At 65.0% G+C, this 17684-nt stretch carries 19 protein-coding genes; 9 read left to right on the top strand and 10 right to left on the bottom strand.

Annotated features, from left to right (window positions below; genetic code table 11):
• Positions 1-62: 62 nt before the first annotated feature.
• Positions 63-653, bottom strand: coding sequence for a DUF3043 domain-containing protein (locus AC5RUF_RS04615; protein ID WP_494129857.1), 591 nt, complete (start codon positions 651-653; stop codon positions 63-65).
• A 147-nt stretch (positions 654-800) separates the two neighbouring features.
• Between AC5RUF_RS04615 and AC5RUF_RS04620 the strand changes: the two genes are divergently transcribed.
• The 8 genes from AC5RUF_RS04620 to AC5RUF_RS04655 all read left to right on the top strand — a co-directional run bounded on the left by AC5RUF_RS04620 (position 801) and on the right by AC5RUF_RS04655 (position 8568).
• Entirely contained in the window at positions 801-2246 is a 1446-nt protein-coding gene (locus tag AC5RUF_RS04620; protein ID WP_494129858.1) for a dipeptidase, read from the top strand.
• A gap of 153 nt (positions 2247-2399) precedes the next feature.
• Positions 2400-2774, top strand: a complete 375-nt coding sequence (locus AC5RUF_RS04625) for a HesB/IscA family protein (RefSeq protein WP_493996301.1) — start codon at positions 2400-2402, stop codon at positions 2772-2774.
• A gap of 182 nt (positions 2775-2956) precedes the next feature.
• A complete protein-coding gene (gene ctaC, locus AC5RUF_RS04630) occupies positions 2957-3814 on the top strand; it encodes an aa3-type cytochrome oxidase subunit II (RefSeq protein ID WP_493996302.1) in 858 nt (285 codons plus the stop codon).
• Between the two features lie 9 nt (positions 3815-3823).
• Positions 3824-5551 carry an aa3-type cytochrome oxidase subunit I gene (gene ctaD / locus AC5RUF_RS04635; RefSeq protein WP_493996303.1) on the top strand — a complete coding sequence of 576 codons (1728 nt, stop codon included), beginning with the start codon at positions 3824-3826 and terminating at the stop codon, positions 5549-5551.
• Positions 5548-5949, top strand: a complete 402-nt coding sequence (locus AC5RUF_RS04640) for a cytochrome c oxidase subunit 4 (protein WP_493996304.1) — start codon at positions 5548-5550, stop codon at positions 5947-5949. The genes ctaD and AC5RUF_RS04640 overlap by 4 nt, the downstream gene beginning before the upstream one ends.
• A gap of 135 nt (positions 5950-6084) precedes the next feature.
• The gene (locus tag AC5RUF_RS04645; protein WP_494129859.1) at positions 6085-7035 is read left to right on the top strand and encodes a 5'-3' exonuclease; all 951 of its coding nucleotides are present in this window, start codon (positions 6085-6087) and stop codon (positions 7033-7035) included.
• Between the two features lie 131 nt (positions 7036-7166).
• A complete protein-coding gene (locus AC5RUF_RS04650) occupies positions 7167-7964 on the top strand; it encodes a GntR family transcriptional regulator (RefSeq protein ID WP_494129860.1) in 798 nt (265 codons plus the stop codon).
• Between the two features lie 46 nt (positions 7965-8010).
• Positions 8011-8568, top strand: a complete 558-nt coding sequence (locus tag AC5RUF_RS04655; RefSeq protein WP_493996307.1) for a hypothetical protein — start codon at positions 8011-8013, stop codon at positions 8566-8568.
• Between the two features lie 113 nt (positions 8569-8681).
• On the opposite strand, the gene qcrB is transcribed toward AC5RUF_RS04655, so the two are convergent.
• The 4 genes from qcrB to ctaE all read right to left on the bottom strand — a co-directional run bounded on the left by qcrB (position 8682) and on the right by ctaE (position 13006).
• Entirely contained in the window at positions 8682-10367 is a 1686-nt protein-coding gene (gene qcrB, locus AC5RUF_RS04660; RefSeq protein WP_493996308.1) for a cytochrome bc1 complex cytochrome b subunit, read from the bottom strand.
• Positions 10368-10369: 2 nt separating this feature from the next.
• Positions 10370-11401 (bottom strand): cytochrome bc1 complex Rieske iron-sulfur subunit, encoded by a 1032-nt coding sequence (gene qcrA, locus AC5RUF_RS04665; protein WP_493996309.1) that lies wholly within the window; start codon positions 11399-11401, stop codon positions 10370-10372.
• Positions 11402-11486: 85 nt separating this feature from the next.
• The gene (gene qcrC, locus AC5RUF_RS04670; RefSeq protein ID WP_493996310.1) at positions 11487-12287 is read right to left on the bottom strand and encodes a cytochrome bc1 complex diheme cytochrome c subunit; all 801 of its coding nucleotides are present in this window, start codon (positions 12285-12287) and stop codon (positions 11487-11489) included.
• A gap of 80 nt (positions 12288-12367) precedes the next feature.
• Positions 12368-13006: an aa3-type cytochrome oxidase subunit III gene (gene ctaE / locus AC5RUF_RS04675; protein ID WP_146361924.1), complete on the bottom strand. Its 639-nt coding sequence runs from the start codon at positions 13004-13006 to the stop codon at positions 12368-12370.
• 160 nt (positions 13007-13166) lie between these two features.
• Here ctaE and trpD point away from each other — a divergent pair, with 160 nt between their 5' ends.
• Positions 13167-14213 carry an anthranilate phosphoribosyltransferase gene (gene trpD, locus AC5RUF_RS04680; RefSeq protein WP_494129861.1) on the top strand — a complete coding sequence of 349 codons (1047 nt, stop codon included), beginning with the start codon at positions 13167-13169 and terminating at the stop codon, positions 14211-14213.
• 31 nt (positions 14214-14244) lie between these two features.
• Here trpD and AC5RUF_RS04685 read toward each other — a convergent pair whose 3' ends face one another.
• The 5 genes from AC5RUF_RS04685 to AC5RUF_RS04705 all read right to left on the bottom strand — a co-directional run bounded on the left by AC5RUF_RS04685 (position 14245) and on the right by AC5RUF_RS04705 (position 17523).
• Entirely contained in the window at positions 14245-14526 is a 282-nt protein-coding gene (locus tag AC5RUF_RS04685; protein ID WP_494129862.1) for an Lrp/AsnC family transcriptional regulator, read from the bottom strand.
• A 72-nt stretch (positions 14527-14598) separates the two neighbouring features.
• Positions 14599-15015, bottom strand: a complete 417-nt coding sequence (locus AC5RUF_RS04690) for a DUF3054 domain-containing protein (protein WP_494129863.1) — start codon at positions 15013-15015, stop codon at positions 14599-14601.
• Complete coding sequence (locus AC5RUF_RS04695) at positions 15008-15652, bottom strand: TetR/AcrR family transcriptional regulator (RefSeq protein ID WP_493997398.1); 645 nt, start codon at positions 15650-15652, stop codon at positions 15008-15010. The genes AC5RUF_RS04690 and AC5RUF_RS04695 overlap by 8 nt, the downstream gene beginning before the upstream one ends.
• Before the next feature lie 24 nt (positions 15653-15676).
• On the bottom strand, positions 15677-16381 hold the full coding sequence (locus AC5RUF_RS04700) for an ABC transporter ATP-binding protein (RefSeq protein WP_493997399.1): 705 nt from the start codon (positions 16379-16381) through the stop codon (positions 15677-15679).
• Positions 16378-17523: an ABC transporter permease gene (locus tag AC5RUF_RS04705; protein WP_494129864.1), complete on the bottom strand. Its 1146-nt coding sequence runs from the start codon at positions 17521-17523 to the stop codon at positions 16378-16380. The genes AC5RUF_RS04700 and AC5RUF_RS04705 overlap by 4 nt, the downstream gene beginning before the upstream one ends.
• Positions 17524-17684 lie beyond the last annotated feature (161 nt).

Genomic DNA, 17684 nt, shown 5'->3' on the forward strand with positions numbered 1-17684 from the left:
ATAAACCAGCAGGGCATAAAAAAGGGGACGGCCTCCAGTCGGAGGTCCGTCCCCTTTCGGAATCAGGAGGGGTACTGTCCGCGGCTGACCTGCGGCTTGGGCAGCCGGAAACGCCGCAGCTGCAGCGAGCGGGAGACCCCGTACCAGACATCGCCGGAGTTGGGTCCGCCGAACTTGGCCGTGAGGCGCTTACGGATCTGCCGGCGCAGCAGGAAGCTGTCGGCGATGACCGCGAGGATGAGCACCCAGAACGCGGCCATCACAATCAGCTGGACGTTGATGTCCTGGATGAAGCTGAAGATAACGAACACCAGCGCCGCAATCATGACGTATTCGCCGACGTTGCGGCGGGCATCCACCACATCTCGGATGAAGCGCCGGTTGGGTCCCTTGTCCCGCAGCGGCAGGTAACGTTCGTCGCCGGTGTCAAGGGCAGCGCGGGTCTTCAGCCGCTCCTGGCGCATGGCCTCGCGGGCCGCGGCCTTGGCAGCCTTCCGGTCATCGGGTACCAGGGGACGACGGCGTGCCGCTTCCTGGTCCTTGCGGCGGGGCGTGGGCGCTCCCTTGCCGGTGCGTCCCGGTTCGGGGGCGGCGGCAGCGGCCTGGTCCACAGTTTCCTGCGCGGTGGGCGCTTCTTTGTTTCGTCCAAACACACCCCTAGGATACCCCGCACCGGCGTGGCGTTCCGCCCCGTGACGCCACCGCGGCGGTGCGGTCCGGTGCGTCCGGTCCCGGCCCGGTGACGGCGGCGGGGGAGGGCTTCCTTCTGCAGGCCGAAGGCACGGATGTAGGGTTTGGCTATGACTTCCAACCCTGTTTCCCAACCCGACCCGTCGACCGGGGGCACGTCGGCAGGTGTCCATGAGGATGCCCTGCGGGCCAGTGTTGCCGCCGACTTCCCCCGCACCGTCGAGCAGCTCAAGTCCCTGGTCAGCATCCCGGGCATCGCCTGGGACTCCTTTGATCCCGAGCACCTGAACCGCAGCGCCGCTGCCGTGGCCGATCTGGTCCGCGAGGCCGGCATCGACGACGTGCAGATCCTGCGCGTGGACAACAACGGCACGCCCGGCGGCCCCGCCGTCGTCGCCCGCCGCCCCGCCCGGCCCGGATGCCCCACGGTTCTGCTGTACGCGCACCACGACGTGCAGCCGCCGGGGGAGCGGGACCTCTGGGAGTCCGACCCGTTCCTGGCCGAGGAACGCAACGGCCGGCTGTACGGCCGCGGCGCCGCCGATGACAAGGCCGGCATCATGGCCCACATCGGTGCCCTGCGTGCACTGCAGGACGTACTGGGCGAGGAGTCCGGCGTCGGCGTCACCCTGTTCATCGAGGGCGAGGAAGAGGCCGGGTCCCCGACCTTCCGCACCTTCCTGGAGACCTACCAGGACCTGCTGCGCGCAGATGTCATTGTGGTGGCCGATTCCGGCAACTGGAAGGTGGGCGTCCCGGCGCTGACCACCAGCCTGCGCGGCCTGGTGGACGGCACCGTGGAGGTCCAGGTGCTGGACCATGCCGTGCATTCGGGCATGTTCGGCGGTCCGGTGCTTGATGCCCCCACCCTCCTCGCGCGTCTCATCGCCACATTCCACAACGACGCCGGCGACGTCGCCATCGAGGGCCTGGTGTCCGGCGACAACGCGGCCGTCGAGTATCCGGAGGCCGACTTCCGGGCGGATTCCTCGCTGCTGGACGGCGTGCAGCTGGCCGGAACCGGCTCCATTGCCTCGCGCCTGTGGACCAAGCCCGCACTGTCCATCATCGGCATCGACGTCCCCACCGTGGCAATGTCCTCCAATACCATCCAGCCGAAGGCCCGGGCCAAGTTCAGCCTGCGGCTGGCACCCGGGCAGAGCCCCGAGGCCGCGATGGAGGCCATGGCTGCCCACGTGCAGGCCCATGCCCCCTTCGGCGCGAAGGTCACCTTCACCCCGGGCGAGCAGGGCAACGCCTTTGCCACGGACACCAGCGCCAGCGCCGCCCGGACCGCGCTGTGGGCGCTTGGCCGGGCCTGGGGCGTGGAACCGGTGGAATCGGGCATGGGCGGCTCCATCCCGTTCATCGCCGATCTCGTCGATCTGTTCCCCGCCGCCCAGATCCTCATCACCGGCGTGGAGGATCCGGATTCCCGTGCGCACAGCGCCAACGAGTCCCTGGACCTGAACGATTTCCGCAACGCGGTCCTCGCCGAGGCCCTGCTGCTGGCCAGCCTGGGCGCCCCCGGCTCAGAGGCGGCACCGCAGTCCTGACACAGGGCAGCGGACAGGTGCCGGGAATGGATTCATCCCCGGCACCTGTTAGATCGATGGGGGTCCCCGGACGTACCATTGAGGAACTGGTTTCTGCCCGCAGCAGGCGCGACGGCCTGCCCGCGGTAAACCAGCTGAGGAAAGAGAGAAACTATGAGCGTTTCCACCAGCGAAAACACCACCGCCGAGGCCGAACTGCCGACGCACGAAGTGATGCTCTCGGATGTAGCCGCCCAGAAGGTCCGCAGCCTGCTGGAGCAGGAGGGCCGCACGGACCTCCGCCTCCGCGTCGCTGTCCAGCCGGGAGGCTGCTCGGGACTCATCTACCAGCTCTACTTCGACGAGCGCGTCCTTGACGGCGACGCCGTCCGCGACTTCGACGGCGTCGAGGTCATTGTGGACAAGATGAGCGTTCCGTACCTCTCGGGCGCATCCATCGACTTCGAGGACACCATCTCGAAGCAGGGCTTCACCATCGACAATCCCAACGCGGGTGGCTCGTGCGCATGCGGAGACTCTTTCCACTGACGCACAGGCCCGACGGCCCGTAATACCAGAGCTTTATTTCCCCGGCGCGGCGGCGATCTGTCACTGGATGGCCGCCCGTACGGGTAAGCTCTACACGTAGTAGTAAAACTAATGTCCGCAGTCGGGAACTTTTTTGTCCCCTGCCGGGCAGCACTTGCACGCAACAAGAGGAAGGGCCGTCTGTGAGTTCGCAGGACCGAACCAGCAGCCGACGCGCCAGGATCTTAAAGATCTCAGCCGTGACGTCGGCCGGCGCGTTGTTTTTATCGGGGTGTTCATCGGAAGTCCAGAAGGGCTGGCTGCCTACGGACCGCGACACCACTAACCACACCGGCCGCATCATGGACCTTTGGGTCAACTCATGGATCGCTGCCCTGGCCGTGGGCGTTCTCACCTGGGCATTGATCCTGTGGTGCATGATCGCCTACCGCCGGCGGAAGAACGAGACCGGCTACCCCCGCCAGCTCAGCTACAACCTGCCGCTGGAAATCTTCTACACGGCCGTTCCGCTGTTTATGGTCCTGGTGCTGTTCTACTTCACCAACCAGGACATCCAGGCGATCAACGAGCGCAGCGACGATCCGGACAAGGTAGTCATCGACGTCCGCGCCAAGCAGTGGTCCTGGGACTTCAACTACGTCAACGAAGACAAGTACTACCAGGGCGTCCAGGTGAACCTCGACGGCCAGGAAGTCTCCGCAGACGAGTTCCCCACCCTGGTGCTCCCCGTCGACAAGACCATTGAGCTCCAGCTGAACACCCGCGACGTCCAGCACTCCTTCTGGGTGCCTGCATTCCTGCAGAAGATGGATATCTACCCCGGCCGCACCAACGTGATCACCCTCGAGACCGGCAAGACCGGCACCTTCGACGGTAAGTGCGCCGAGCTTTGCGGCGAGTACCACTCCGAAATGCTCTTCAATGTCGACGTTGTCTCCGAGCAGGAATACAACGACTACGTGGCAGGGCTGCCCACCGGCCAGGTCGACGGCGACTACGACCGCCAGTACAACTCAGAATCAAGCGAAGTTAGGAGGTAGGAGGACGCTATGACTACTCTCGAATACACTTCGGAAGATTCCGGCACCAGGGTTGCACCCCGCGTAGTACCCGTCTCCAAGGGACGCATCGTCGTCAACTGGATCACCTCCACTGACCACAAGACGATCGGGTACATGTACCTGATTGCCTCATTTATTTTCTTCTGCCTCGCAGGCGTGATGGCCCTGGTCATCCGCGCGGAGCTGTTTGAGCCGGGTATGCAGATCCTGCAGACCAAGGACCAGTACAACCAGCTGTTCACGATGCACGGCACCGTGATGCTCCTGATGTTCGCCACCCCGCTGTTCTCGGGCTTCGCCAACGTCATCATGCCCCTGCAGATCGGTGCCCCCGACGTCGCCTTCCCGCGGCTGAACGCACTGGCCTTCTGGTTCTTCCTGCTGGGCAGCACCATTGCAGTGGCCGGCTTCATCACCCCGCAGGGCGCCGCGTCCTTCGGCTGGTTCGCCTACACGCCGCTGTCGAACACCACGTTCTCTCCCGGCGTCGGCGGTGACCTCTGGGTCTTCGGCCTGGCACTCTCGGGCTTCGGCACCATCCTGGGCGCCGTCAACTTCATCACCACCATCATCTGCATGCGTGCCCCGGGCATGACCATGTGGCGCATGCCGATCTTCACCTGGAACACGCTGGTTACGGCCATCCTGGTCCTGATGGCCTTCCCGCCGCTGGCGGCTGCACTGTTCGCCCTCGGCGCCGACCGGCGCTTCGGAGCGCAGATCTTCGACCCCGAGCGCGGCGGTGCCATCCTCTGGCAGCACCTGTTCTGGTTCTTCGGCCACCCCGAGGTGTACATCATCGCGCTGCCGTTCTTCGGCATCGTGTCGGAGATCTTCCCGGTCTTCAGCCGCAAGCCGATCTTCGGCTACAAGGGCCTGGTCTACGCGACCATCGCCATCGCGGCACTGTCCGTCACTGTGTGGGCACACCACATGTACGTCACCGGCGCGGTCATGCTGCCGTTCTTCGCCTTTATGACCATGCTGATCGCGGTGCCTACCGGCGTGAAGTTCTTCAACTGGATCGGCACCATGTGGCGGGGGTCCATTACCTTTGAAACCCCCATGCTCTGGAGCATCGGCTTCCTGATCACCTTCCTGTTCGGCGGCCTGACGGGCATCATCCTGTCCTCCCCGCCGCTGGACTTCCACGTTTCCGACACCTACTTCGTGGTGGCGCACTTCCACTACGTGATCTTCGGAACCGTTGTGTTCGCGATGTTCGCAGGCTTCTACTTCTGGTGGCCCAAGTGGACCGGGAAAATGCTCAACGAGCGCCTTGGCAAGATCCACTTCTGGCTCCTGTTTGTCGGCTTCCACGGCACCTTCCTCATCCAGCACTGGTTGGGCGTCCTGGGCATGCCGCGGCGTTACGCCGACTACCTGGTGGAAGACAACTTCACCGCCATGAACCAGTTCTCCACCATCGCCTCCTTCGTCCTGGGCGCTTCGATGATCCCGTTCTTCTGGAACGTGTACATCACCTGGCGCCACGGCAAGAAGGTTGAAGTGGATGATCCGTGGGGCTTCGGCGGATCCCTGGAGTGGGCCACGTCCTGCCCGCCGCCGCGCCACAACTTCACTTCGCTGCCCCGTATCCGTTCGGAACGTCCTGCCCTGGACCTGCACCACCCCGAACTGCAGCAGCACGTAACCGACGAATCCGCCGCGGCCAAGGTCTTCGGCCCCGGTGACCGGAAGGAAAAGGTCAAATGAAGGTAGAGACTAAACTCTTCGCTTACCTGACACCGTTCTTCCTCGTGGTCGCCGTGGTGTACGGCTACCTGGTGGAGTGGACGGAACCGGTCGGTTACCTGGCCCTCTTCCTGACGGCCGGCATGTCGGGCATGATCGCCTACTACATCGGCTTCACAGGCCGCCGGGTGGGCCCCCGTCCCGAGGACCGGCTCGACGCCGAAATCCACGAAGGTTCCGGCGAGCAGGGCTTCTTCAGCCCGTGGAGCTGGTGGCCCCTGCTGCTGGGTATCTCCTGCGCCATCGGCTTCCTGGGCATGGCAGTCGGCTGGTGGGTGCTGTACATCGGTGCCGGCCTGGCCGTTGTCGCCCTGGTTGGCTGGGTCTTTGAATACAGCCGCGGAAACCACGCCCACTAGGCCAGGTTCCGGATAAGAAACACCAAAGGAAGGATCCGCAGGAAACTGCGGGTCCTTCCTTTGTTTGTCCCCGCTGGTAGTTTCTCCCCGCCGGTTGACCGTCGGGACTTTCCTGCCAGTGTGTAGGGTGCGGATATGGCACAACAACTTATGCTGCTGGACACCGCCTCCCTGTACTTCCGGGCCTTCCACGGGGTTCCCGACAGCCTCCGCCGGGGAGACGGGACGCCGGTGAACGCCGTCCGCGGCCTGCTGGACATGATCGCCCGCCTGGCCGCGGAGTTCGGCCCCAGCCATCTCGTGGCCTGCTGGGACAACAACTGGCGGCCCGGATGGCGGGTAGCGCTTCTGCCGAGCTATAAGGCCCACCGCGTCGCTGCGGTCGCCGCCCCCGGAGGCCTGGATATAGAGACCGTCCCCGAAGGCCTCACCGCACAGATCCCGTTGATCCGGGAGGTGCTGGCCGCGGCCGGTATCGCAGTCGTGGGAGCGGAGGACCATGAGGCCGACGACGTGATCGGCACGTACGCCGAAACCGCCCGGATGCCCGTGGACGTGGTGACGGGGGACCGGGACCTGTTCCAGCTGATCAACGATGACCAACAGATACGGGTCCTGTACACGGCACGGGGAATGAAGAACCTTGAGGAGCTGACCGAAGCTTCCGTGGTGGCCAGGTACCGCGTGCTCCCCTCCCAGTACGCGGACTACGCGACCCTGCGCGGAGACACCTCGGACGGGTTGCCGGGGGTGGCCGGCATCGGGGAGAAGACCGCCGCGCAGCTGCTGGCGGAATACGGGTCCCTCGACGGGCTGCTGGCCGCCGCTGCGGACCCCGGAGGTACCGTTTCAGCCCCGGTGCGTGCCAAGCTCGCCGCAGCGGGGGAGTACCTGCAGGTGGCCCCGGCCGTCGTGAAAGTGGTGAGGGACCTTCCCCTGCCGTCCCTGGCGCAGGCGGGCGCACGGCTGCACGCCCCGGACGGGGAGAGCCGGCGGACACTGGAAGTCCTCGGCAGGCACTGGAACCTGGGCGGCGCCATGACACGTTTCCTGGCGGCCCTGGACGGATACCCTCCGGCGCAGTGACGGTGGCGGCGGTGACAGCGCAGTGACTGGGCCGGCCCCGGTATCCTTAGACGGCACGTGTTATCCCAGCCGAAGGGGCGGATTAGAACAATGCTGAGGAACGTCCGGTCCGCAGGCCGGGACAAGGCGCAGTGAGCAACCGCAGCCTCCGCCTGCTGACTGAGGGCATCGATCCCGCAGCCGGCACGGCCAAGCATGTCCAGCTCCAGGCCATCCTGCGCAGATTCGTGGAGAACCATGCAGGGGCCGGTGAAATCATTCCCTCCGAGCGTGAACTGTCAGAGCATTTTTCGGTGGCCCGGATGACCATCCGGCAGGCCGTGGACGCCTTGGTGGCCGACGGCGTCCTGGAACGGGTAGTGGGGCTCGGCACCTTTGTGGCGCGCAAGAAGATGGACCTCCAGGTGCAGCTGACCTCCTATTCCGAGGAAATGCACCGGCGGGGCATGGTGCCGGACGCGCATGTCCTCAGCTTCGAGCAGACCGGTGCTTCCCAGCTGGTGGCACGGGAGTTGCAGATCGAGCCGGGACAGCCCGTGGTGCGGTTTCGCCGCCAGCTGCTGGCCGACGGCGAACCCATGAGCGTGGATGAAAACTTTATCCCGGCACACTACGTGCCGGGGATCCTCGAGGAAGAGGCACCCACCTCCCTCTACAACATGCTCAGCGAACGCTACGGGCTGGTGATGGAATGGGGTGAGGACACCATCGAAGCCACGGCCGCCCCGGCCTCGATCGCCCGGCTGCTGAACGTGGAACTTGGTGCACCCGTCCTCAAGATCCAGCGGCACGCCTACGTGTCCCGGGCCATGGTGGACTACTCCGTCTCCTACTACCGGGCCGACCGCTACAAGCTGTGGGTACCGCTGCAGCGCCCCGGCGTCCGCACGCCCCGGTCCTACCATCCCCGGCGCCACCCGCACACCTGACCGGCCCGTGCCCACCCAGAACCCAAAGCAGAAGAGGAACACCCGCATGATCACCATCAGGATGTACAAGCGCGACGAAGCGGGAGCGCTGCATTTCCGCGAAGCGCTCTACGAAGAGGAGGAGGGGCAGTTGATGCTCACCTCCGGGCCTGTGGGCCACGAAGGCAAGGCCAAGGTCCAGGACGTGGCCCCGGACGCGGCAGAGGGGCTCCTGCATGCCTTTGCGGTGGCCTGTGAAGCCGACGGGTACGAGGAGCTGGAGCCGGAACGGCAGCACTGGGTGATCGTGCAGTATGCGCTGAAGACAGCCGCAGGCACGGAACGGGACCGGTACCTCGAGCACAAGGCCGTCCAGGCCATCTCCTCGTACTTCCTGTGGCGGGGCCTGGGGGAAGTGGACCACTCGGAGTTCGCACCCCGCAAGCTCAACATCTGGTGCCTGGTCCCCGATGTGAACAAGGCGGTGGCCGGGCTGAAGGTGGTGCTCCGGGATCCACTGCTGGACTTCACCAAACTCACCATCGGGTCCGCTCCGGTCTCGGCCCCCGCCGAACTGCGCCGCCGGTATCCGCTGCCGTCCAAGGAACCGTTCACCCTCGCCTGAGTCGGCTATGGCCAAAAGGGCAGCGCAGCAAAAAGGCTATCGCAGCAAAAAGGAAGGGCCCCACCGGAATCCGGTGGGGCCCTTCCTTTTTGCTCTGTCCGCCCGGGGGAGGACTAGTGCTGTTCGATCGACTGCTGGTCGTCGGCCTTGGCCTCGACCTCGGCGGGCGACTCGTGGTGATGAGCGTTCTCAAGCTCTGCCGGCGTTACCGGAGCAACGCGGTCCTCGAAGAAGAAGCGCGAGAGCTTGGCCCGGCGCTTTTCCTTGCGGGACACCTTGCCGTTGGCATCCGGCTGGGCCGGAATCGCCTTGTAGGACTCAAAGTCCACCAGGCGGTAGCGCTTGTACTCGTCCAGCGGGTCGTGGACCTCGATGTACTCGCCGTGGGGGAGTCGGACAATGCGTCCGCTCTCCACGCCGTGCAGGACAATCTCGCGGTCCTTGCGCTGCAGCGCCAGGGCGATGCGGCGGGTGATGATGAACGCGAGTACCGGTCCGAGGAAGAGCAGGACCCGCAGCCAGTACGTGACATCGTTCAGCGACACGTGGAAGTGCGTCGCGATGAGGTCCGAGCTGGCAGCAGCCCACATGACCGAGTAGAACGTGATGCCGGCGACGCCCACAGCCGTACGGTACGGAGCGTTGCGCGGGCGGTCGAGCAGGTTGTGCACCCGCTTGTCCTTGGTCAGCCAGGCTTCGATCCACGGCCAGGCGAACAGCAGGGTGAAGACCAGGCCTGCAGGCACCAGGGCCGGCAGCAGGACGTTCAGGACCAGCGTGTTGTCGCCCCACGGGAACGGAATGACCCACTCGAACGGGAACCCGCCGATAAAGCCGGGCATCAGGCGCAGGGCGCCATCCACCCAACCGATGTACCAGTCAGGCTGGGTACCGGCGGACACGGGGGAGGGATCGTACGGACCGTAGTTCCAGATCGGGTTGATCGTGAAGAAACCGGCAATGATGGCAATCACACCGAAGACGATGAAGAAGAATCCACCGGCCTTCGCAGCGTAGACCGGTCCCACCGGGTAGCCGACAACGTTGTTGTTGGTCCGGCCCGGGCCGCGGAACTGGGTGTGCTTGTGGATGACCACCATAAACAGGTGGATGGCGATCATCAGCAGGATCAGGGCCGGCACCAGGAGGATGTGCAGCACGTAGAGACGGCCGATGATGTCGGTCCCGGGGAATTCACCGCCGAACAGGAAGAAGCTGATGTAGGTGCCCACCACGGGGACGGACTTGATAACGCCGTCGATGATGCGCAGGCCGTTGCCGGAGAGCAGGTCATCGGGGAGGGAGTAACCGGTGAAGCCGGCCGCGAGGGACAGGATCAGCAGGACGCCGCCCACCACCCAGTTCAGCTCGCGGGGCTTGCGGAAGGCACCCGTGAAGAACACGCGGAGCATGTGCACGGAGACGGCTGCCACGAAGAGCAGCGCCGACCAGTGGTGTACCTGGCGCATAAAGAGGCCGCCGCGGATATCAAAGGAGATATTCAGGGAGGACTCATAGGCGACGGACATCTCGACGCCGTTCAAGGGAACGTAGCTGCCTTCGTAATGCGTTTCCGCCATGGACGGATCGAAGAAGAAGGTCAGGAAGGTTCCGGTGAGCAGCAGGATGACGAAGCAGTACAGCGCAACTTCACCGAACATGAAGGACCAGTGGTCGGGGAAGACCTTGCGGCCGAACTCCTTGACCATGGCCGAACCGCTGACCCGGGAGTCAACGAAGTTCGTGATGCGGCCAAGACGTGTCTTGGCTTCATACGGTGTAGCGGAGGGAACACTCATGGTTAACCACGCTCCCAGTAGCTCGGGCCGACAGGCTCATGGAAGTCACTCTGCGCCTGCAGGTATCCGTCTTTGTCAACCTTGATGGGCAGCTGCGGCAGTGCGTGGCCGGCCGGGCCGAAGATGACCTTGCATTCCTGCGTGACATCGAAGGTCGACTGGTGGCACGGGCACAGCAGGTGGTGCGTCTGCTGCTCGTAGAGGGCAACGGGGCAGCCCACGTGCGTGCAGATCTTGGAGTAGGCGACGATGCCGTCCACTGCCCAGTCTTCACGTCCGGGGGAGGGGTTGAGGTCTTCGGGGTTCAGACGCATCAGCAGGACAACAGCCTTGGCCTTCTCCTCGAGCTTGTGCTCTTCCAGGTCCGTGAGGCCCTCGGGAATAACGTGGAAGGCCGAGCCCAGGGTGACATCGGATGCCTTGATCCGGGTACCGCTGGGGTCACGGGTGAGGTAAGTGTCCTTATCCCACATGGTGTGGCGCAGGGTGTCACCGGGCAGCGGGCCGAGGTCGCGGAAAACAGCGATCGCGGGCAGCGGTGCCAGCACCATGGCGCCGAGCAGCGTGTTGCGGATCAGGGGGCGGCGCTTGATGCCCGTCTCCTCGATGATGTCGCCCACCATCTTCTCGGCGATGACGCGGTCCTCTTCGGGACGGATCTCGTGGCGCTCCTCCACGATTTCGTGGTCCGGCATCAGGGTCTTTGCCCAGTGCACGATACCTACGCCGATACCCAGCATGGCGAACGCCGTGCCGAGGCCCAGGAGGATGTTCTGCAGCCGCAGCGTTGCAATGCTGGCGTCATCCAGGTGGATGCTGAAGTACCCCACGAAAAATACGATCGTACCGATGGCCGAGATGACGAACAGGCTCGCCACCTGCCGCTCGGCCCGCTTTTCGGCGCGGGGATTTGTGTCGGCTAGACGAGGGCGGTGCGGGGGAAGTCCCGGATTCTGGAACTTCTCCTCATCTCCCTGGCCAGCCGTAGCGACGGTGCCCGAGGTGTTCGGACTGCCGTGACTATGGTCGCCCATGATCCCCCTCATCCTTCTCTTGAAACTGCATTTATAGACCTATGTGTAACTGTGATGTCACCCGTGGGGGTGAGCGCGGCGGTGATTAGGAAGACCGGGAGGTCAACCAAATAGTGAAAGCGATGATGATTCCCAGACCAGCGGTCCAGATGAACAGGCCCTCGGATACCGGACCCAGCGAGCCGAGCTGCGCTCCGCCGGGGGAGCCGTTGGCTTCGATGTTCTTCAGGAACGTGATGATGTCCTGCTTGTCTTCCGGCGAGATGTTGGTGTCGCTGAAGACGGGCATGTTCTGCGGGCCGGTGACCATGGCCTCGTAGATGTGCTTCTCGCTGACGCCCTCAAGGGAAGGTGCGAACTTGCCGCGGGTCAGTGCACCGCCGGCAGCTGCTGCGTTGTGGCACATGGCGCAGTTGACGCGGAACAGCTCGCCGCCGTTGGCAGCGGCTTCGGAATCGGTGGTGTTCGGTTCCAGGTATTCGGAATCCGGAACGGAGGGACCGGCGCCGAGGCTGGAGACGTAAGCGGCAAGCTTGGCCGTGTCCTCTTCATTGAACTGGACCGGCTTCTGCTGGGCCTGCGGGCCCTGCATGGCCATCGGCATACGGCCGGTGCCGACCTGGAAGTCGACGGACGCGGCGCCCACGCCAACCAGCGAGGGGCCGTTCTCCGAACCGGTGGCTTCGACGCCGTGGCACGTAGCGCAGTTGGCGACGAAGAGCTTCTCGCCTTCGCTGACGTCGTCGGCAGTGTACGTGGTGGTCGCGGCCTGGGCCTGGTTGGCGCCGTTGGCTACGGCGTAGAGACCACCCGTAACGAGGAGTCCCAGCAGCAGCAGCGCGACTGCTGCGAGGGGATGACGCCGCCTTTGCGATAGTGCCTTCACTTCGTAGTTCCTAACTTATGTGGTCTTTGGGAAACAGGTGCCACTTTGAAGTATTTCGTGGGTGCGGTCCTCAAGCAGTGTTACTTGAGGAAGTAGATGATGACGAACAGGGCAATCCAGACCACATCGACGAAGTGCCAGTAGTACGAGGTTACGATCGCCGAGGTTGCTTCGAAGTGTCCGAAGCGCTTGGCGGCGTAGGCACGGCCGATGATGAAGAGGAACGCGATCAGGCCGCCGGTCACGTGCAGGCCGTGGAAGCCGGTGGTCAGGTAGAACGCGGAACCGTAGGAGTTCGACGAGAGGGATACGCCTTCAGAAACCAGGGTCGCGTATTCGAAGGCCTGTACGGAGACGAAGATCGCTCCAAGTACGAAGGTCAGCAGGAACCACTCAGTCATGCCCCAGCGGGAAAGCTTCAGGAGCCCTCCGGTGCGGCGTGCCTGGAGCCGTTCTGCGGCGAAGACGCCGGCCTGGCAGGTGAAGGAACTGGAAACAAGGATCACCGTGTTAACGAAGGCGAACGGCACGTTCAGCTTCTCCGTCTCCATGGCCCACAGGTCGCTCGAAGTGGAGCGAAGGGTGAAATACATGGCGAAGAGGGCAGCAAAGAACATGAGTTCGCTGGAGAGCCACACCACGGTTCCTACGGAAACCATATTGGGGCGGTTCAGCGTGGGGTGAGCCGGGGTACTGGGGGCATGGGTCGCTGTTGTCACATAGACATTATGGCGGTAAAACCGCCCACTTCTCCAACAGATCGCGGCCCACGGCGCGTCCGAAGCCGGGACCGGAGGCCCGGATCCCAGTGCTGGCGCGGAATCGGGGCTCCCAGAAACAAATCAGCAATTTCTACGAATCGTAGATAACCTAGGGTGTGTGACTACCATTCCGAGTTCGACAGAGACCTGGCCCGGCCTGATTACGGCACTGATCGAGGGCACGCACCTCACCACGGACCAGACCCGCTGGGCGATGTCGACGATCATGGCCGGGAACGCCACGGACTCCCAGATTGCCGGTTTCCTGGTGGCGCTGAGGGCCAAGGGCGAGACGGTCGACGAGCTGACCGGCCTGGTGGAGGCCATGGTGGCCAGCGCCCGGCCCATCAACATCCCGGGCGAGACCCTGGACATCGTCGGTACGGGCGGTGACCGCCATAACACCGTGAACATCTCCTCGATGGCGGCGCTCGTGTGTGCCGGAGCCGGCGCGAAGGTGGTCAAGCACGGAAACCGGGCCGCGTCGTCGGCGTCCGGTTCCGCAGACGTTATCGAAGCACTCGGCGTGCGGCTGGACCTGCCCGTGGAGCGGGTGGCGCAGGCGGCCGTGGAGGCCGGAATCACCTTCTGCTTTGCCCAGGTGTTCCATCCGTCCATGCGCTTTGCCGCGGTGCCGCGCCGCGAAATGGGTGTGGCCACGGCCTTCAATTTCATGGGCCCGCTGACCAACCCGTCCAATCCCAGTGCTTCCGCCATTGGCGTTGCCGACCCCCGCCTGGCGCCCCTGATGGCAGGCGTGCTGGCCCGGCGCGGTGTGCGGGCCCTCGTCTTCCGCGGCGGCGACGGACTGGATGAGATGACCACCACCGGCGTCTCCACCGTCTGGGAGGTCCGTAACGGGGCCGTGGAGGAGTCCGTAGTGGATCCCCTGGACCTCGGGATCAGCCGGGCCACGCTGGAGGATCTGCGGGGCGGTGACGCTGCGGCCAATGCCGCCGTCGTCCGGAGCGTGCTGGCGGGGGATAAGGGCCCGGTGCGGGACGCCGTGGTGCTGAACGCCGCAGCGGCTCTGGTGGCGCTGGATCCGGAGGCTGAGGGTCCGCTGACCGGGCGCCTGGCGGCCGGACTGGAGCGGGCATGCGCCTCGATTGACAGCGGGGCCGCGCAGGCGGCCCTGGACCGCTGGGTGGCGGTAACGCAGTAGGGCAGCCGGGCGCGGCGGGGCGCCGGACGGACTAGCTGTCGAAGCCGAGCGAGAAGGCGGCGTCGAGGTCGTGCTTTGAATAGGCGCGGAACGCGATCTGCGTTGTGGTGCCGATGACGCCGTCCACCTTGGACAGGCGGTTGGCAATTGCATCGGCGAGGTCCTCATGGCGCTGCACCCGCGCAATGGCAATCAGGTCGCATTCGCCGGTGACGGAGTAGACCTCGCTGATGCCGTCAATCTCGGAAATTTCTTCTGCGCATTCGGGGATCCGGGCAGAGTCGGTCTGGATGAGGACGAAAGCGGTGATCATGGCGGAGCCTTTCTGGACTGCCGGCGCGTGTCGGCGCCTGGAACGTTACCGGGCCTCAGGCCCGCTTTGAGCCTATCGGATGCGCCGGGAGCGCAGGCGCCGGACAACCCGCCAGGCCAGGCGGGAGCCCAGCAGGAAGGCGCCGAGCACCAGGAAGGTCACAACCATGAAGCTGGCCGCGGTGCCGCCGCCTGTGAGCGCGCGGATCCCCAGTCCCGCGCCGGCGGTGACAAGCCAGAGCACGACGCCGGTCGGCAACAGGCGGGCCGGGCTGCGCCAGGCCCGTGCCGCCGCCCACCCGATCAGGCAGGCAACGAGGAAGGGCAGGGCGGTGGCGAGCACTCCGGCCGGCGTCAGGCCGTGTTCATGGCTTTGCCGGCCCAGGGCGGCGAAGACCGTGACCAGGACCAGGTCCAAGATCAGGAACCACGGCCAGGTGCGGTCGGCAGCCCGGGGTGTGGCGGAACGTGCAGTTGCCGTCTCAGCCATTGACTGCCTCCTGGGTATCGGCTGATTCCTGCAGCCCGGGCCGGTTACTGCCTCCGGACGTGCGGTTTTCCCGGACATACGGGCCCAGGAGTTCGCGGACCCGGTCCTCCACCGTGTTCCGCGGCGTCCCGGATTCCAGCAGTCTGGTGGAGGAATGCACTATCGCGTTGATGAGCTCGGCCGTGACCTGTGGTTCCGGGATCCCCAGCAGCACCAGCGTGTCCACCAGCGGTGTCAGGAGCTGCTGGTGCATCATGGCGCTCTGGTTGTTCAGTTCCTCACCGGGCGCGACGGCGGCCAGTGCGTTGCCCACGGCGTGTTCGCCCTCTGCCACCAACGCGATGTTGGTCAGCACGTAGGCCATGATGCGGTCCGCGGGATCCGGTTCGGCATCCATCGCCTCGCGCACCCGCTGCGTCCAGCGCGGAAACACGTCCAGCACCAGGGCATGCAGCAGGTCCTGGCGGGACTTGTAGTACTGGTAGGCGCTCGGACGGGCGAGGCCCGCGAGCGCGGCCACTTCGGCCATGCTGGGAGCCTCGCCCGTGCGGGCCAGAAGGGTACGTGCAGCGTTCAGCAACGCCCGTTGTTGTGCCGCCCGGTGTTCGGCCACCGTGGGGGCATTTATTCGGGGCACTGCGCCCTCCTGTTCCTGCGGTTTCTAGCTTTCGAGGCGCCCGTCGACCATTTCGACAACGCGGTCGCAATGGTGCAGGACGTCGTGGTCGTGCGTCACCATAACTGTAGCAACGCGGCGCTCATGGGTTTCCCGGGCCAGCAGCGCCACCACTTCCTGGCTGCGTGAGCGGTCCAGGGCAGCGGTGGGCTCGTCGACCAGGAGCAGGGTGGGCCGGTTGACCAGTGAACGGGCGATGCCCACGCGCTGGCGTTCGCCGCCGGAGAGCTGGTCCGGACGGCTCTTGGCCTTGTGGTCCATGCCGACGGCCGCGAGCAGTTCCATTGGATCGAAACCCTCCTTGGAACCGGCCAGCTTCAGCATGAGCCGAAGCTGTTCGGCCGAGTTCAGTGCGGGGATCAGGTTACCGGACTGGAAGACGAAACCGATTTCCTTCAGGCGGAACCGGGCCCGTTCTGCCTTGCCCAGGCTGCCCAGATCAACACCGTTGACCCGGACAACGCCGGAATCGGGGGTGGTCAGGGCGCCGGCAACGGCCAGCAGGCTGGACTTTCCGGCACCGGACGGGCCGACCACGGCAACCATCTCGCCGGGGGCGACGGAGAGGCTCACGTTGTCCAGGGCCTGGACGGTGCTTTCGCCGTCGCCGAGGGCCAGGTTTGCCGACTCAATCAGCAGCCCTGCCGTCCGCGTGTCTTTGCTGTTGTTTACCTGCGTTGCGGTGCTCATCGTTGTCCTCCAAGTGCCACCAGGGGATCTACGCGGGAAATCCGGACAATGGCAAGGGCGGCGCCCGCCAGGCCCAGAACGATCGTCAGCACGGTTGCCGTGGCGATCGGGGCTGCCTCCAGGGCGAACGGCATGGCTGTGCCGGTCAGGCCGGCACCCATTCCGAGTCCGGCAAGGATGCCGACGACCGTGGAGACTACCAGGATGATGGCGGCCTGGAGCAGTCCGTCGCGGAGCAGGTAGCCCGTGGAGGCGCCTACGGCCCGCAGTACGGCCAGTTCATGCTTGCGCTGGATGGTCCAGACGGTGAAGAAGGCGCCGACCACCAGCGCGCAGATGGCGTACAGGAAGATCTGGATCATTTCCAGCGTCATGGTTTCGGCCTGGTAGCCGGGGGAGGCGTTGAAGGACTCTTCCAGGGTGGAGGTGGTGGTGCCGGCTGCGGCGTCACCGGCCGCGAAGTCGATGTCGGCTCCGTCGGCGGCCTTCAGTGCCACAGTGCTGGCCGTGTCGAAATCGACGCCGTCCACGGTTTCCTGCGTGGGGGTGCCGGGGGTGCTCTGGCCGCTGGCCAGGAACTGCCAGGTATCCAGGGGCAGGTAGGCAAGGTCCACGTGGCCAAAGGTCGCCTGATCTTCCGTGTAGCCGACCACGGCGAGTTCGACGCCGAGGCGTTCCAGCGTCACGACGTCGCCGATTTCCAGCCCTGCATCGGCTGCGGTGGAGGAGACGACGATTTCGTTCGGAGCGCCGATGCTGCGGCCTTCGCCCACCTGGGGGGCCAGGAAGGAATCCGATTCGATGCCGAACAGGGCCAGGTCCACCTGTGTGCCGTTTTCAGTGGTGCCGTTCATCATGGCGGTGCCCATCAGGGCGGCTTCTTCAACGCCGGGCTGGTCCGCCCAGGCTTCTGCCTGCCCCGGGTCCACCACGCTGCGGGAGAAGGCATTGTCGGTTTTGGTGCCCTCGTTGAAGGCAAAGGCCGTGGCAGGCATCGACTTAAGGCCGGACACGCCGTCGTTGACCAGTCCTGAGGACAAACCGGACAGTAGGACCATCAGGACGGCTATGAGGGCGACAACGCCGCCCATCAGTCCGAACCTGGCCCGGGCGAAACGCAACTCGCGCAGCGCTAAAAACATCGGAACCCCTTGGTTGAATCGTGGATATCAGTTGCCAACATGCTGTCGGCAACATACCAACATCATGTCAGAAAGATGCCGCGGCGGCCAAGCCGGGCAGGTGGGGTATGGCGGACAGGGGACGCACCCAAACGGAAACCGCCGGCACCGAAAGCATTCGG

The sequence above is a fragment of the Arthrobacter sp. Y3224198 genome (assembly GCF_059090025.1).